General features: G+C 71.7%; 14 protein-coding genes and 1 pseudogene. 8 read left to right on the top strand and 7 right to left on the bottom strand.

The genetic code is table 11. The features are described 5' to 3' along the window. The first annotated feature begins 192 nt into the window (after window positions 1-192). From ABE505_RS03325 to ABE505_RS03335, 3 genes are all read left to right on the top strand, one after another. Entirely contained in the window at window positions 193-558 is a 366-nt protein-coding gene (locus tag ABE505_RS03325) for a hypothetical protein (RefSeq protein ID WP_346441948.1), read from the top strand. Between the two features lie 201 nt (window positions 559-759). After that, a complete protein-coding gene (locus ABE505_RS03330; protein ID WP_346441947.1) occupies window positions 760-1,809 on the top strand; it encodes a patatin-like phospholipase family protein in 1,050 nt (349 codons plus the stop codon). 345 nt (window positions 1,810-2,154) lie between these two features. Then, window positions 2,155-3,777, top strand: coding sequence for a mechanosensitive ion channel (locus tag ABE505_RS03335; RefSeq protein ID WP_346441946.1), 1,623 nt, complete (start codon window positions 2,155-2,157; stop codon window positions 3,775-3,777). Window positions 3,778-3,848: 71 nt separating this feature from the next. Here ABE505_RS03335 and ABE505_RS03340 read toward each other — a convergent pair whose 3' ends face one another. From ABE505_RS03340 to coaBC, 4 genes and pseudogenes are all read right to left on the bottom strand, one after another. Then, window positions 3,849-4,757 (bottom strand): DNA ligase, encoded by a 909-nt coding sequence (locus ABE505_RS03340; protein ID WP_346441945.1) that lies wholly within the window; start codon window positions 4,755-4,757, stop codon window positions 3,849-3,851. Between the two features lie 191 nt (window positions 4,758-4,948). Next, entirely contained in the window at window positions 4,949-7,252 is a 2,304-nt protein-coding gene (locus ABE505_RS03345; protein ID WP_346441944.1) for a phosphomannomutase/phosphoglucomutase, read from the bottom strand. A gap of 11 nt (window positions 7,253-7,263) precedes the next feature. Further along, window positions 7,264-7,722, bottom strand: coding sequence for a dUTP diphosphatase (gene dut, locus ABE505_RS03350; RefSeq protein ID WP_337243592.1), 459 nt, complete (start codon window positions 7,720-7,722; stop codon window positions 7,264-7,266). Further along, window positions 7,719-8,935, bottom strand: a pseudogene (gene coaBC, locus ABE505_RS03355) (bifunctional phosphopantothenoylcysteine decarboxylase/phosphopantothenate--cysteine ligase CoaBC). The gene dut and the pseudogene coaBC overlap by 4 nt, the downstream one beginning before the upstream one ends. Window positions 8,936-9,112: 177 nt before the next feature. Here coaBC and radC point away from each other — a divergent pair. From radC to ABE505_RS03370, 3 genes are all read left to right on the top strand, one after another. Next, complete coding sequence (gene radC / locus ABE505_RS03360) at window positions 9,113-9,787, top strand: DNA repair protein RadC (protein WP_346441943.1); 675 nt, start codon at window positions 9,113-9,115, stop codon at window positions 9,785-9,787. 52 nt (window positions 9,788-9,839) lie between these two features. Beyond that, window positions 9,840-10,238, top strand: a complete 399-nt coding sequence (locus ABE505_RS03365; RefSeq protein WP_346441942.1) for a YchJ family metal-binding protein — start codon at window positions 9,840-9,842, stop codon at window positions 10,236-10,238. Between the two features lie 139 nt (window positions 10,239-10,377). Further along, window positions 10,378-11,601: a lytic murein transglycosylase gene (locus ABE505_RS03370; protein WP_346441941.1), complete on the top strand. Its 1,224-nt coding sequence runs from the start codon at window positions 10,378-10,380 to the stop codon at window positions 11,599-11,601. A 59-nt stretch (window positions 11,602-11,660) separates the two neighbouring features. Here ABE505_RS03370 and ABE505_RS03375 read toward each other — a convergent pair whose 3' ends face one another. From ABE505_RS03375 to ABE505_RS03385, 3 genes are all read right to left on the bottom strand, one after another. After that, complete coding sequence (locus tag ABE505_RS03375) at window positions 11,661-12,206, bottom strand: hypothetical protein (RefSeq protein WP_346441940.1); 546 nt, start codon at window positions 12,204-12,206, stop codon at window positions 11,661-11,663. Between the two features lie 61 nt (window positions 12,207-12,267). Beyond that, a complete protein-coding gene (locus ABE505_RS03380) occupies window positions 12,268-12,480 on the bottom strand; it encodes a hypothetical protein (RefSeq protein WP_346441939.1) in 213 nt (70 codons plus the stop codon). Continuing rightward, a complete protein-coding gene (locus ABE505_RS03385; RefSeq protein WP_346441938.1) occupies window positions 12,417-13,355 on the bottom strand; it encodes a LysM peptidoglycan-binding domain-containing protein in 939 nt (312 codons plus the stop codon). The genes ABE505_RS03380 and ABE505_RS03385 overlap by 64 nt, the downstream gene beginning before the upstream one ends. 255 nt (window positions 13,356-13,610) lie before the next feature. Between ABE505_RS03385 and ABE505_RS03390 the strand changes: the two genes are divergently transcribed. Together ABE505_RS03390 and ABE505_RS03395 are read left to right on the top strand one after the other, a co-directional pair. Beyond that, complete coding sequence (locus ABE505_RS03390) at window positions 13,611-13,835, top strand: hypothetical protein (protein ID WP_346441937.1); 225 nt, start codon at window positions 13,611-13,613, stop codon at window positions 13,833-13,835. A gap of 309 nt (window positions 13,836-14,144) precedes the next feature. Then, window positions 14,145-14,777 (top strand): TetR/AcrR family transcriptional regulator C-terminal domain-containing protein, encoded by a 633-nt coding sequence (locus ABE505_RS03395; RefSeq protein WP_346441935.1) that lies wholly within the window; start codon window positions 14,145-14,147, stop codon window positions 14,775-14,777. Window positions 14,778-14,808 lie beyond the last annotated feature (31 nt).

Raw genomic sequence — 14,808 nt, forward strand, 5'->3', positions numbered from 1 at the left:
GGTGGGACTTTGCCGCGGCGGTCGGGCGTGCGTGGCGCGGCTGCGGGGGTTGGTGGTGTGTGGCGCGGCGCGGCGCGGCGTGCACAACGGGGGTTGAACGCCAAGGCGCGCCGGGCCTGCGCTCACGCTGGATCGACGGTCGCGGCCGCACACTGACGGCCTTTCCCCATGGTCATTTTCCAGGAGCCCCCGATGAGCAAGTTCGAAGCGCTGTCCGACAAGGCCGTGTCGCTGGTCGGCCAGGCAGGCGACAGCCTGCGCCACGCGATTCCGGGCACGGCGGAAAAGTGGCTCAAGACCGGCCTGACCGTGGGTGCCGCGCGCACTGGCGCGAAGGTCGCGGGCGGGTTCCTGCGTCGCAACCCGGCGATCGTGGCCGCCAGCGCCATCGGCCTGGGCCTGGTCTGGGTGGCCGCGCGGCAGTACCGCAAGAAGCAGGCCAACGGCACCATCCAGGGCAACTCACGTCGCATCGAGGCCGGCAACGCCGCCGCACGCAAGCGCTCGGTCAACGCGGCACGTGGACAGACCGCGTCGGACGACGCCGGCCAGGACTGAGCCGCCCCCGGGCGTCGCGTCGCGGCGTCGTCTCCAAGCGTCGAAGAAGCGGCCGATCCTGACAGGGTCGGCCGCTTTTCGTCGTGCCGATGCGACGCCCATCGCGCGTCATGCGCCCGCGTGTTGCGCCATGTCGCCGGTGTCTGCCCGTGCGGGGCCTGCCTCGGTATCCTCGCGCCTCGCCCCTTCGATGCCACCGCCATGCGTCCATGTTCCCCGCCGTTTCCCGTCTCGCGCCGCGTCCCGCTGGCGCTCGTGCTGTGCGCGTTGGCGTTGCTCGTGGCCGGTTGCGGACGCGACAACGTCAAACCCGTGCCGGTCGCCCCCGCCCAGACGTCCGCGGCGCCCGCGACCAGGACGCCTCCGGTCCGGATCGGCCTGGCGCTCGGCGGCGGTGCGGCCAAGGGCTTCGCGCACATCGGCGTGATCAAGATGCTCGAAGCCAATGGCATCAAGGCCGATGTCGTCGCCGGGACCAGCGCCGGTAGCGTGGTCGGTGCGCTCTACGCCAGCGGCATGGATCCGTTCCGGATGCAGGAGCGGGCGGTTGCGCTCGACGAATCGAGCATCCGTGACGTGCGGTTGTTCTCCGGCGGGCTGGTGCAGGGCGTCGCGCTGCAGGACTACGTCAATCGCGAAGTCGGCAATCGCACGATCGACCGTCTGCCGATCCCGTTCGCAGCCGTTGCCACGCGCCTGGAGACCGGCGATCGCATCGTGTTCGTCCGCGGCAACACCGGCCAGGCCGTGCGCGCCTCGAGCAGCGTGCCGGGTGTGTTCGAACCGGTGAAGATCGGCGACCGCCACTATGTCGACGGCGGGGTCGTCAGCCCGGTGCCAGTGGATGCGGCCCGCCAACTCGGCGCCGACTTGGTGATCGCGGTCGATATCTCCAGCAAGGCCAGCGGCAGCACGCCCGGCAGCATGCTGGGCATCGTCAACCAGTCGATCGCGATCATGGGCCAGAACCTCGGCCGGCAGGAACTCGCCCGCGCGGACGTGGTGATCCGCCCACAGGTCAACGACATCGGGCCGGCCAGTTTCGAACAGCGCAATGCGGCGATCCTGCAGGGCGAGCGCGCCGCGCTGGCCGCGCTGCCGCGCATCCGCGAGAAGCGCGCCGAACTCGAGCGCGCGCGCGCGGCGGCGCGTGCGCCCGCCAAGCCGGTTGAGCCCGAGCCGGTGGATATCGACTGCGGCGACAGCTGGGTGCGCAGGCTCAATCCCTTCGCCCGGGAACGCGCCTGCTGAGACGCGCCGGCGGCGTCATGCCTGGCCGGTGAATTGACCCGCGAGCCGTGGGGCCGGGGGCGCGGCATCGCGCCGGACGGCGCTTGATGGCGTTGCCTGCACGATACGGGCGTTACGTTCCGTTCACTCTGAGCCGACATCGTCATCACCAGACTGGACCTCGCCCGGTTCCGGCGATGCGGTCACCGTCATCGCCCCGGCATGGGGATCGATTCTGCTCGACCGTCGCATGACGGTGCGATCCCGATGCCGCCGCGCGCCTTCCGCCGTCGGCACTGCCGCCCGCGCTGCCGGCGCCATCGACGCGATGCGGTGGATCCGCATCCCTGCGAGGAGAGACGCCCCATGCAACCCGATACGCTCGCCCGGCAACTTCAACTGAGCCTGGGCCACTATTTGCCGACCGTCCTGGCGGCGGTCGCCGTCCTGGTCGTCGGACTGATCGTCGCGCTGTTCGTGCGCGGCCTGGTCCGCAGCGGGCTGACCCGTCTGCGCCTCAACGAACGGGTGAACGCCCAGACCGCGTCCAGTATCGATGTCGTCCGGGTGGCGGCGTCGGTCGCGTTCTGGTTCGTGATCATCGTCGCGTTGATCGGCGTGTTCAGCGTACTGCGCTTCGATGGCCTGTACGGCCCGTTCTCGGCGCTGGTGGCCGAAGTCATGCTGTATCTGCCGCGGATCATTCTGGCCGGCGTGCTCGCCCTGGTCGCCTGGCTGCTGGCCACGGCGCTGCGCGCGGGCGTCAACCGGCTGATGGCCGCCGGGCGTTGGGACGAGAAACTGTCGGCATCGGCCGGGGTGCGGCCGATCTCGGCGGTGCTCGGCGATGTCGTCTACTGGCTGGTGCTGTTGCTGTTCCTGCCGGCGATCGTTGCAGCCCTGCGCGTGGAAGGCCTCATGGCACCGTTGTCGCAGATGACCGCGCAGGTCACGTCGATGCTGCCCAATGTCTTTGCCGCCGTGGTGATCGGGCTGGTCGGCTGGCTCATCGCCAAGGTGCTGCGCGGGCTGGTGAGCAACCTGCTCGCGGCGACCGGCATCGACCGCTTCGGCGATCACGGGCAGGCCGGTGCGGGCGTGCGCCTGTCGCAACTGGGCGGCACGCTGGCGTTCGTGCTGGTCATCGTGCCGACGCTGATCGCCGCGCTCGACGCGCTTGCGATCCGCGCGATCTCCGAGCCGGCCGGCGAGATGCTGGGATTGTTCCTGACCGCGGTGCCCAACATCCTGGCCGCTGCGCTGATTCTGCTGGTGGCCTGGTACCTGGGCCGGTTCGTCTCCGGGCTGCTGACGCGCCTGCTGGAGAATCTCGGCTTCGACCGCCTGCCCGAGCGCCTTGGATTGGGGGGCGTGTTCGGCACGACGCCGACCGGGCCGGCGCCGGTGGACACGGCGCTCGCGACCGCCGATCCGGTTGCCGCCGCCGGCACGCCGGAGCCTGGCCTGCCGCTTAAGACCACACCGGTGGCCCCGGCCTCCGCAACGTCGGCGCCGCCTGCCGGTACCGGCCTTTCGGTGTGCGTTGGCCGCGTGGCGCTGTTCTTCATCCTGCTGTTTGCGACGGTCGAAGCCGCGCATCGACTGGGCTTCACCGGCGTGCGCGACCTGTTGGCGACCTTCATCGCCTTCGGTGGCGACATCCTGCTGGGCGGCGTGATCCTGGTCGTGGGCTACTGGCTGGCCGACCTGGCCGCGCGCGCGATCCAGCGCGCCAATCCCGGCGGCGGCGTCGGCCTGTCGCGCATCGCCCGCGTCGCGATCCTGGGGCTGGTGATCGCGATGGGGCTGCGCGCGATGGGCATCGCCGATGACATCGTCAATCTCGCGTTCGGCCTGGTGCTCGGTGCAGTGGCGGTGGCGGTCGCATTGGCCTTCGGCCTGGGCGGGCGCACAGCGGCCGGCAAGGTGGCCGACCGGTGGGCGCAGGCCTACCTGGACCGTCGCCGCGACGACGGTCCCTCGCCTTAACCTGCCAGCGGTCCCGGCGGGCGCGCCCGGTTTCGGGTGCGCCTGCCGGAGGACCGGCCGGGGTGCCGGCATCACGATCGCGGCGAGGGCCTCTCAGGCGGCTTGCCGTCACCAGGGGGCGAGGCGTTGGGTTCGTCGTCGCGGACGCGCAGGAACCGGGCGAAACGCGGCAGGCCGTTGGCGGTCACGCCGTTGTGGCGGTAGGTGACCAGGCTGCCGATCGCGGGCGGGTCGCGCCGCTGTGCGTCGCGCAGTCCGCTGCCGATCCGGAACCGGCGTCCGTCGGCATGCTCGACCACCAGCGCGCCCACCAGACCGGCGTACTTGCCCTTGCCCGGCAGGTAACCCACGACCCGCGCTTCGGCATCGTCGAACGGCTTGAGCTTGCGCAGCGCGGGACTGCGGCCGGCGGCGTAGCGCGCGTCGCGGTGGTGCAGCATCAATCCCTCGCCGCCGCCGTCCACGACCTCCGCCAGCCGGGTGTCGAGCGCGGCCCGCGACGGCAGGCGCGTCTGCGCGATCATGGCCAACTGTGGATGCGCCGTGCCTGAGGTCAGCACTTGCATCGCGGCCATGCGCTCGGAAAACGGGCCGGCGTGGTCGGGCAGGTCGAAGACCAGGAACCGCAGTTGCCGCCAGCGCGGATCGGTCGGATCGGCGCCACGCACGAGCGCGCTGGTCTCGTCGAACCGGCCGCGCCCGAGCCACAACTCGCCGTCCATCGAGCCGTCGGGCCAGCCCAGGGTGAAGCCTGCCGGGACCGCGATGCGGTGGCCGCCGCGCGTCCACAGCGCCTGACCGTCCCAGCGCCCGCGCACGCCGTCGAGTTTCTCGCTGACGTAGTAGGCGCCGACGTCGATCTCGCCGCGCAGGTCGGTGGCCAGCATGAGCGCATCGGGGGTTGGCTGCGCAGGCACCGGCATCGGCGCCAGGCCGGTGCACAGCCACAGCAGGCAGGACAAACGGATCGGCATCGACATGGCGGCACTCCGATGAAGGTGTGCCGTCAGCCTCGGTCAGTGCGTCGATGCGTGACATCGGCCTGTTGCCCGTGCCGATGTCGGACGTGCCCGCGAGCGCGGGTCGGGCGGTGCGCGGTGCTTTCCATGATCCCGGTGGCCACACGCCAGCGCGAGGGCGCGCGGCGTGCAGGTCGCAGGCGATGCGCACCTCAGAACGGCAGCGTCAGTCCCGGTTCGATCGCGAGCAGGCGCTCGCGGAACAATCCCTGGATCCGTGCCAGCGCCTGTGCATCGTCGGCATCGAAGCGCAGTACGAGCACCGGCGTCGTGTTCGACGCGCGCACCAGTCCCCAGCCGTCGGGCCAGTCGGCACGCAGCCCGTCGATCGTCGACAGCCGTGCGCCGTCGAATGCGGCCTGCGCGAGGAATCTCGCGACGAATGCGTGCGGGTCGCCGCCGGGCACCTCGACCTTGAGCTCGGGCGTCGACACGCCGACCGGCAGCGCATGGAGCGCGGCGGTGGGGTCGGCTTCCAGCGCGAGGATCTCCAGCAGCCGCGCGGCGGCATAGAGCCCGTCGTCGAAACCGAACCAGCGCTCGGCGAAGAAGAAATGGCCGCTCATCTCGCCGGCCAGCTCGGCGCCGGTCTCGCGCATCTTGGCCTTGATCAGCGAGTGACCGGTCTTCCACATCAGCGGGCTGCCGCCGTGGCGCAGCACATGGCCGGTCAAGCGGCCGGTGCATTTGACGTCGTGGATGATCAACGCGCCGGGATTGCGTTCGAGCAGGTCGGCGGCGAACAGCATCAACACGCGATCGGCCTCGATGATGGCGCCATCGGCGGCGACCACGCCCAGCCGGTCGCCGTCGCCGTCGAAGGCCACGCCCAGGTCGGCGCCCATGCGCTTGACGACGTCGATCAGGTCGGCCAGGTTGCGCGGCTCGCTCGGATCGGGATGGTGATGCGGGAAGGTGCCATCGATCTCGCAGTGCAGCGGGATCACGTCGGCGCCGATCGCCTCGAGCACGCGCGGGCCCAGCGTGCCCGCCGCGCCGTTGCCGGCATCGACGACGACCTTCAGCGGCCGTGCGATCTGGATGTCGTCGGCGATGCGGCGGATGTAGTCTTCGGCGAGGTCGCGCTCGACCAGTCCGCCCGGCGCCGGCGCAGCGTACAGGCGCTCGCCCGTGATGCGCGCATGCAGATCGGCGATGGCCTCGCCCGACAGCGTCTCGCCGCCGACGACGATCTTGAACCCGTTGTACTCGGGCGGATTGTGGCTGCCGGTGACCGAGACGCAGCAGCCGGTGCGCAGGTGGTAGGCCGCGAAGTAGCTCAGCGGAGTGGGCACCAGGCCGATGTCGACGACATTGCGCCCGCTCGCGCGCAGACCGGTGACGAGGCCGGCGACCAGGTCCGGGCCCGAGAGCCGGCCGTCGCGACCGACCACGATCTCGTCCAGCCCCTGCTCGTGCATCAGCGTGCCGATCGCGCGCCCGATCGACTCGGCGATCGCGGCATCGAGTGTGCGCCCGACGACGCCCCGGATGTCGTAGGCGCGGAAGATCGCCGGATCGAGCCGTGCCGCCACTGGCTTGGGCGCCGTTGCCGGCGCCGGACGGGGGGCCGGGCGCCCCGCGTCGGCTGTTGCCAGCGACTGGGCGAGCGTGGGCGCCGCATCGGGTGCGCTGCCGGCAGGCGAGCGCCGCCGAGCGAGTCGCCAGGCCACGACCGCCAAGGCCAGCAGCGTCGCGGCGAGCACGAGCAACGGCACTGCCGACAGTCCCAGCGGCGGGGGACCGACGTGCGGGGTTGCGGCGACGATCCGCAACTGCGTGCCCGGCACCTGTCGGCCCAGGCGCTCGGCGACGTTCGACAGCGCCGGCTCGCCGCGCGCCAGCAGCGTCTGGCCCCCCTGCCGCAGCGCGACGTAGGTCGCCGGGTCGACGTCGGCCGCAGCCAGGCCGGCGGTCGCGCGCTCGAGCGGGAGCGCGGCGATCGCCACGCCTACCGGTCGTTCGCCGGCGCGCGCGGGGGCGGTGACCAGGATCTGCGGACCGGCGGGGCCGCCGGCCACCATCAGCACCGGCTCGCCGGCGGCGAGTGCGCTTTCGAGGGCCGCGAGTCGGCCGAAGTGGCCCGGGCCCAGGGCGTCGTACTCGCCGCGCAGGTCGCGCGGCACCACCGCGACGCCGGTCGCGCCGGACCAGTCGCGGCCGAGTTCGACGCCGGCGGCATCCAGGCGGCCGTCCTGCAGCGCGCGCTGCACCGGCGCGCTGGCCAGGCGTTCGCCCATCCGCCGCAGTTCGGCCTGCAGCGCCTGCCCGGTCGCATCGATCGCGGCATCGCGCGCCTGCGCCACGCTGGCGCTGCGCTGTCCGGCCTGCCACTGGCGGACGCCTTGCCAGGCGCACCACAGGGCCAGCAGCGCCAGCACCACGGCGAGCACCGGCGCGACGCGAGCCAGCTGCGTGGTCAGTTCGCGTGTGCGATGCGGATCCTTCTCGCCCATGGCCTTCCCCGTCAGCGGACGCCCGAGTGCCCGAATCCCCCGGCTCCACGTGCGGTGTCGACGAAAGTATCCACCACGTTGAGCGTCGCGCGCACCACCGGCAGCAGCACCAGCTGTGCGATGCGGTCGCCCGGTTCGATGGTGAAGGCGTCCTTGCCGCGGTGCCAGACGCTGATCATCAGCGGGCCCTGGTAGTCGGCGTCGATCAAGCCGGTGCCGTTGCCGAGCACGATGCCGTGCTTGTGGCCGAGCCCCGAACGCGGCAACACGACCGCGCACAGGCCCGGGTCGCCGATATGGATCGCCAGGCCCGAGGGCACCAGCGCGACGTCGCCGGGCAACAGCGCCAGCGGCTCGTCGAGCGCCGCGCGCAGGTCGAGACCGGCGCTGCCTTCAGTGGCGTACGCCGGCAGCGGCCACTGCTGGCCGAAGCGCGCATCGAGCACGCGGACATCGAGGATGTGGTTCATGGCGGCTCCGGATCGAGGCGGTGGGCGATCAGCGCGACCAGGTCGGCCGCGATCGCGGTTTTGGGGCCGGGGCCCAGCGTGTGCTGGCCGGCGGCATCGTGCACCACCAGCAGGTTGTCGTCGCCCTCGAACCCACTGCCGGCGACACCGACACGGTTGGCCGCGATCAGATCGACGCGCTTGGTGGCGAGCTTGTGGCGGGCGTTGCCGTCGACGTCGTCGGTCTCGGCGGCGAAGCCGACCACCAGCCGAGGCCGGCGCGGGTCGGCGGCGAGCTCGGCGAGGATGTCGCGGGTGCGCACCAATTCGAGCGTCAGGCCGGCCTCGCCGGCACGCTTCTTGATCTTCGACGTGGCGACCTGGGCCGGTGTGAAGTCCGCGACCGCAGCGGCCCCGACGTAGACGTCGGCGGGCAGGGCCGCGAACACCGCGGCGTGCATCTGCGCGGCCGAACGCACATCGACACGCGTCACGCCGTCGGGCGTGGGCAGGTGCACGGGGCCGGCCACCAGCCGCACCTCGGCACCGGCCTGGGCGGCGGCCGCGGCGACCGCGAAGCCCATCTTGCCGCTGCTGCGGTTGCCCAGGAACCGCACCGGATCGAGGTCCTCGTACGTCGGTCCGGCACTGACGATCACGCGTCGGCCGGCCAGCGGCCCGCTCATACCGGCAGCGCCGCGACGATCGCGGTCGGCTCGGCCAGTCGTCCGGGGCCCGATTCGCCTTCGGCCAGCGGGCCGTCCTCCGGCCCCACGACCTGCGCGCCGCGCTCGCGCAGCAGCGCGAGGTTGGCCTGCGTGGCCGGGTGCAGCCACATGCGGTGGTTCATCGCCGGGCACACGGTCAGCGGCGCGGTCGTCGCCAGGCACAGCGTGGTGACCAGGTTGTCGGCGAAACCGTGCGCGAGCTTGGCCAGCGTGTTCGCGGTCGCTGGCGCCACGACCACGCGCGTGGCCCACCGTGCCAGCTCGATATGGCCCATCGCGGCCTCGGCGCCTGGGTCCCACAAGGTGGTGCGCACCGGTTCGCCCGACACCGCCTGGAAGGTCGCGGCCGAGACGAAGTGCAGCGCGCTGTCGGTCATCGCCACGCGCACCTGGGCGCCGGCATCACGCAGACGCCGGACGAGGTCGGCGGCCTTGTAGGCGGCGATGCCGCCGCACACGCACAGCAGAATGCGCTGCCCATGCAGCGAGGTCGACGCGCCAGCCATGGTCGGGGAAGCCCTACCGGAAAATCGACCGACAGCTTACCCGAAGCGGTGTGGACCGCTGGCTGCGCGGGGACCGGCGGACGCGCTGCAATACAGGTCCCGCCGGCACCGGCGATGCGCGTCCGACGTCCTCCCCGTCGCGTCGCGCCGGTGCCGGCTCCCCCAACGGAGGCGGCGATGCACATATCGAAATGGCCCAAGAGCGAGCGGCCGCGCGAGAAACTCTTCGCCCGGGGCGCGGGCGCGCTGTCGGACGCGGAGTTGCTGGCGATCTTCCTGGGCTCGGGCCTGCGCGGCATGGACGCGGTGGCGACCGGCCGCCACCTGCTCAAGGACCACGGCTCGCTGCGCGCATTGCTCGAGCGCGGGCCGCAAGAACTCACCCAACTGCCGGGCCTGGGCATGGCGCGCGCCAGTTGCCTGAGCGCCGCACTCGAAGTGGGCAACCGGGTGCTGGCCCAGACGCTCGAACGTGGCGAGGCAATCACCGACCCCGGCACGGCCGGTCGCTACTTCACCCAGCGCCTGCGCGGCCTTCCCCATGAAGTCTTCGCCGTGCTCTACCTGGACGCCCGGCATCGCGCATTGGCCTTCGAGGAGGTGTTCCAGGGCACGATCGACAACGCGCAGGTGTATCCGCGCGAACTGGCACGGCGCGCGCTCGCCCACAACGCTGCGGCGATCATCGTCGGCCACAACCATCCCAGCGGCAGCAATCGCCCGAGCGGCGCCGACCGCACAGTCACCAGCATGATCCGGCAGGCGTTGTCGCTGGTCGACGTGCGTGTGCTCGATCACTTCGTCATCGGCGAGGGCGAGGCAGTGTCGCTGGCGGCGACGGGCTTTCTGTGAGCGCGCCCCGTCCACGCTCGCGATCGCGCCGCGGTGCTTGCACAATGCCCGGATGTCCGCTTCCGATACGTCCTCCGTGACCGCCTGTCCCTGTGGCCGCCACCTGTCGTTCGACGACTGCTGCGGTCGCATCCACGCCGGCATGCCGGCGCCGGATGCCCAGACCCTGATGCGTGCGCGCTACAGCGCCTATGTGCGCGGCGATGTCGACTACCTGCGGACGAGCTGGCATCCGCGCACCTGCCCGCCGGATCTCGATCTGCGCGGGCCGCAGCCCACGTGGCTGGGCCTGGACGTGCGTGCGTTCGACGTGCTGGACGACGATCGCGCCGAGGTCGAGTTCGTCGCGCGCTATCGCATCGGCGGCGGCAGCGTCGTGCGCATGCGCGAGCGCAGCCGCTTCGTGCGCGAGGACGGCCACTGGTATTACGTCGATGGCGACGTGCGCTGAGGCCGAGTCGGCCTGCGCGTTCTGCCATCGTTCGTGCGCGGCCGCCTGAGCGGCGCGTTAAACCCGAACCCGCGCACGCGCCCGCTGACCGCCTGCTCAGGCACAGTGGCAGGGCCGTTTTGCCCAGGAGTTCCATGCGATGAAGATCCGTCTGCGTACCCTCACGACCTTCGCGCTGCTGGGCGCGGCCGGCACGGTGTCGGCGGCCACGCCGCCGCCACCGCCGGCCGATCCGGCCGCGTTCGCCCAGTGCCTGGCCGGCATCCGTGGTGATGCGGCCAAGCGCGGTATTCCCGGCGATGCCTTCGACCGGTTGACGTCCGACCTGCAGCCGGACATGAGCGTCTTGCCGCTGCTCGACGCGCAACCCGAATTCACCACGCCGCTGTGGGATTACCTGGCCGGGCTGGTGGATGCGCAGCGCGTCGAGGATGGCCGCGCGATGTTGGCCGAGCACCGCGACCTGCTGGCGCGAGTTGCGGCGCAGTACGGCGTCGATGCCGAGACCGTGGTTGCGGTCTGGGGCGTGGAGAGCGACTACGGGCGCATCTCGGGCAAGCGGCCGCTGCGCGTGTCGCTGGCGACGCTGGCCTGCAACGGTCGTCGACAGCCGTTCTTCCGCGGCGAATTCCTGGCGCTGCTCAAGCTGCTGCACGACGGCGATCTGCGCGATCCGGGCCTGACCGGTTCCTGGGCCGGTGCCTTCGGCCACACGCAGTTCATGCCCAGCACCTACGCGCGCATCGCGGTGGATTTCGATGGCGACGGCCGCCGCGATCTCGTCGACAGCATTCCCGACGCCCTGGCCTCGACCGCGCACTATCTCGCGCGCGCCGGCTGGCGCCGCGGCCAGCCCTGGGGCTATGAGGTCCGGTTGCCGTCGGGCTTCGCGATCGCGCAGGCCGGGCGCACGAACCGCCGGCCGGTGTCCGAGTGGGCCGCGCGCGGCGTGACCCGCGTCGACGGCGGCGCGTTGCCGGCCGGCGACACACGCGCGGCGGTGATCGCACCGACCGGCGCGTCGGGCCCGGCGTTTCTGGTGTTGCGTAACTACGATGCGATCTACTCGTACAACGCCGCCGAGAGCTACGCACTGGCGATCGCCTTGCTCGCCGACCGGCTGCGCGGCGGGACGGGCCTGGCGACGCCGTGGCCGACCGATGATCCTGGGCTGTCGCGCGCCGACCGTCGCGCGCTGCAGACCCTGCTCGCTGCGCGCGGGCACGACATCGGCGAGGTGGACGGCATGATCGGGACCGCCACCCGGCGTGCGATCCAGGCCGAGCAGCGCCGGCTTGGGCTCACGCCCGACGACGGCCGGGCGGGTCGCCGTATTCTCGAGGCCTTGCAGGCCGGCCGTTAGCGTTCGCTCTCGCCGATGCGTGTGGCCTTCAAGTGCGCGCATGGCGACACCGGCTTGGGTCACCCAGCGTGCTGCAATTGCTGGCTGCGTTGGTAGCGCCCGTTGAAGTCCGCGCCGTTGCCGCACAGCGCGGCGTCGGTCTGGACGACGACGCTGGGCCCGTCGAAGCGGACCGTCACCGATGCAGGTACGCGCTTGAGGTCGGCGGCAGTCACCGACATCAGTTCGCCCTCGAACGGCACGACGTCGGCATCGATGCGGTCGTCGCGCAGCGGGCCGCGGGCATGGAGTTCGCAATCGGCCGCCACGGCCGCGCCATCGGCGGCTGCGCCGCCGCCGCGCAGCACCACCTCCCAGTGCGCACCGGCGGCCGCAGGCGCCAACTCCAGGTCGGCTGCGTGCGCGCCCCGCAGGACATAGCGCCCTGCGCGTTCGGGATGCTCGGAGGCCGGCTGGCCGGCGTCATGCGCCGCGCCGCGCGATGGTGCTGCGCCAGACGACCCCTCGTCCGGCGGCGCTGCAGCCTGCGAGCAGGCCGACAGGGCGAGGGCCAGGCAAGTGACGCCGATCAGGCGGCTGGCACGAGGCGTGGAAATGCGCTGCATGGGGTCGGCTCCATCGTCCGTGGTTGCGCCGCACGATACCCGGGCCGCCATCATCGGCGCATCACGGTGGGTCGAGCATCGCCAGCGCGTCCGCGCGTTCGTTCTCGAACCGCTCGGCCACGCTGCGTTGCGTGGACGCCGGTGCACTGGTGAAGTACACCAGCGCGCCGTCGGCGTTGCGGCGGCCGCGCTCGTCGTAGATCGCATCGATCAGCGCGCGGTCGTATGCGACACCGTCGTCGGGCGACAGCCCGCGCGCTTCGACGTCGCGCACGGCGCGGGTGATCGCATTCGTCGCGCCGGCCCATGTTGGACCGCCGTGGACCAGACCGCGTCCTGCACCGCCGCCGAGCGGTCGGAGACGTCGAGACCGGTGTTAGTCCGCACGTGTTCGGTCTGTACGTCGTAGTGCGTGCGCTGGATGTAGGCATGCTGTGCGTCGGCGAATGCCGCCGGCTCGCGCGCGGCGATCTCGCGCCAGGTCGCGCTGAAGGCTGGTGTTCCCGGAGCGGCGCCGCCGAACGCGCCTGCCCACCGGCTGCCTTCCTCGGCCAGGAACTCTTGCGGACGGCCGCGATTGGTCGCCAGTTGGTAGCTGCCGTAGGACACGCCCCCCGGATCGCCGACGCCGCTCGACACCGTGCCGGGGCCGCGGCCGCCGGTCTCGTATTGCTCCGACAACTGGCCCAGACGATGGTCGCCGGCATCGGCGGGCGGCGTGGAGGGGGTGTCGACGGCGGTCGGCGGAGCGGGCTGCCCGGGCACGGGCGCCGCGCCCCGGTCGCCCGGCAGCGCGATCGACTGGCCGGCGTGGATCAGGTCGGGATTTCGGATCTGCGGATTGGCGTCGAGCAGGGCGCGCACCGTGGTGCCATGTGCGGCGGCGATGCCGGACAGCGTGTCGCCAGCACGCACGTCCACGGCGCCTTGCCCTGCTGGCACGACGACCGTGTCGCCGGGATACAGCACGTCGGGGTTCCGGATCTGGGGATTGGCGGCCAGCAAACCGGCGATATCGGTCCCGTAGCGCCGGGCGATGGCCGACAGCGTGTCGCCACGTTCGACCGTGTGATGCCGCCCGGTCTCATCCGGCCCGGGGCGGGCCTCGGCGGCAAGTCCGGACGACGTCGTCGATTGGATCGTGTTCACCTTGCGCTCCCGTCATCAGAGGGGAGCGCCAGCGTCGCGCGCGACGATCGCGCAGGCATCCCCGGGCCGACCCTAGGCGGACGGCTCGCCGGCATCGCGGGCGCAGTCGAGCGCATCCCATCGCCACGACGTGGCCGCGTCGATACCGGCTGGGAGACCCGCGGCGCTGCGCATCGCCTGGTCAGCCGGGCCGGCCTTGCGCAGGCGGCGTGTCCCTGACATTGTCGAGGCCGTCACGCGACGGAATTTGCATCCATGCGCAGCTTGTGGAGCCTGGCAGCGGCCTTGCCGCTCGCCGCCTGCGGCACGATGGAGTACCGCGATACCAATGCCGCGGTCGACAACAATCCGCTATGCGTCAGCCGGCCCGACCAGCCGGGCGAGCCGGTGTCGCGCGACTGCGAGCGTTACCGCGAAGGGGTCTGGCGCAGTAAGTCCGACGCCCAACCGGTCGAGTTCGGCAGACGCGACGAGCGCTGACCGCGCGCCGACGCCCCGCGCGCTGCAGACCCTGCTCCGCGCACGGACACCACTTCGGCGAGGTCGACGGCATGACCTGGACCGCCACCGCGCGCGATCCAGGCCGAGCAGCGTCGGCTCGGGCGCATGCCCTACGACGGCCAGGCCGGTCGCCGCATGCTCGAGGCCTCGCGAGCCGGCCGCTAGGCGCCACGCCTCCATCGGTCAGAAGATCGAGCAGACCGCCGCATGGGCGGGGTTTGCGATGCTTGCTGCGTCAAACTAACGCTGTTAGATTCTCTCCCTAACAAAGTTAGGTCGCCTCGTCGCGTGCGTACGCCCATTGCCAGGGACACCATCATCCAAGCCGCATTCGAGGTCCTCGACGACGCCGGCCTCGAAGGCCTCACGCTGCGCAAGGTGGCGTGTGCACTGGGCATCCGGGCGCCGTCGCTGTACTGGCACTTCTGCAGCAAGCAGGCGCTGCTCGATGCGATGGCCGATGCGATGCTCGCCGACGTCGCGCGGAACGTGCCCGACGGCCAGCCCTGGCGGCAAACGCTGCTGCAGATCGCCCACGAGTTCCGGGCGGCGTTCAAGGCGCGCCGTGACGGGGCCCGGGTCTATGTGGGCACGTTCCTGGCCACCGAGAACATGCTGCGCGTGGGCGAGGCGAGCATCGCGGCGCTGGTGGGTGCCGGGGCGCCGGCGACGTTCGCCGCGACCACGTCGATGGACTTGGTCTACTACACGATGGGCTTCGTCATCGAGGAACAGTCGTGGCCCGGCGACGGCAGCATGCAGGCGCTGGGTGCGACGTTTCTCGCCTTGGCCGAGGCGCGGTTCCCACACTGCTGGCAGGCCCGCGACGCCTGGAACGCGGTCGATTTCGACGCGCGCTTCGAGCAAGGACTTGGCCTGATGCTCGACGGCATCGCGCAGCGGATCGCCCGCGACGGCTGATCTCACCGTCTCTCTTTTCCTTCCTCCTCCA

It is taken from the genome of Luteimonas sp. TWI382 (genome assembly GCF_039674545.1).
Lineage (GTDB): Bacteria > Pseudomonadota > Gammaproteobacteria > Xanthomonadales > Xanthomonadaceae > Luteimonas.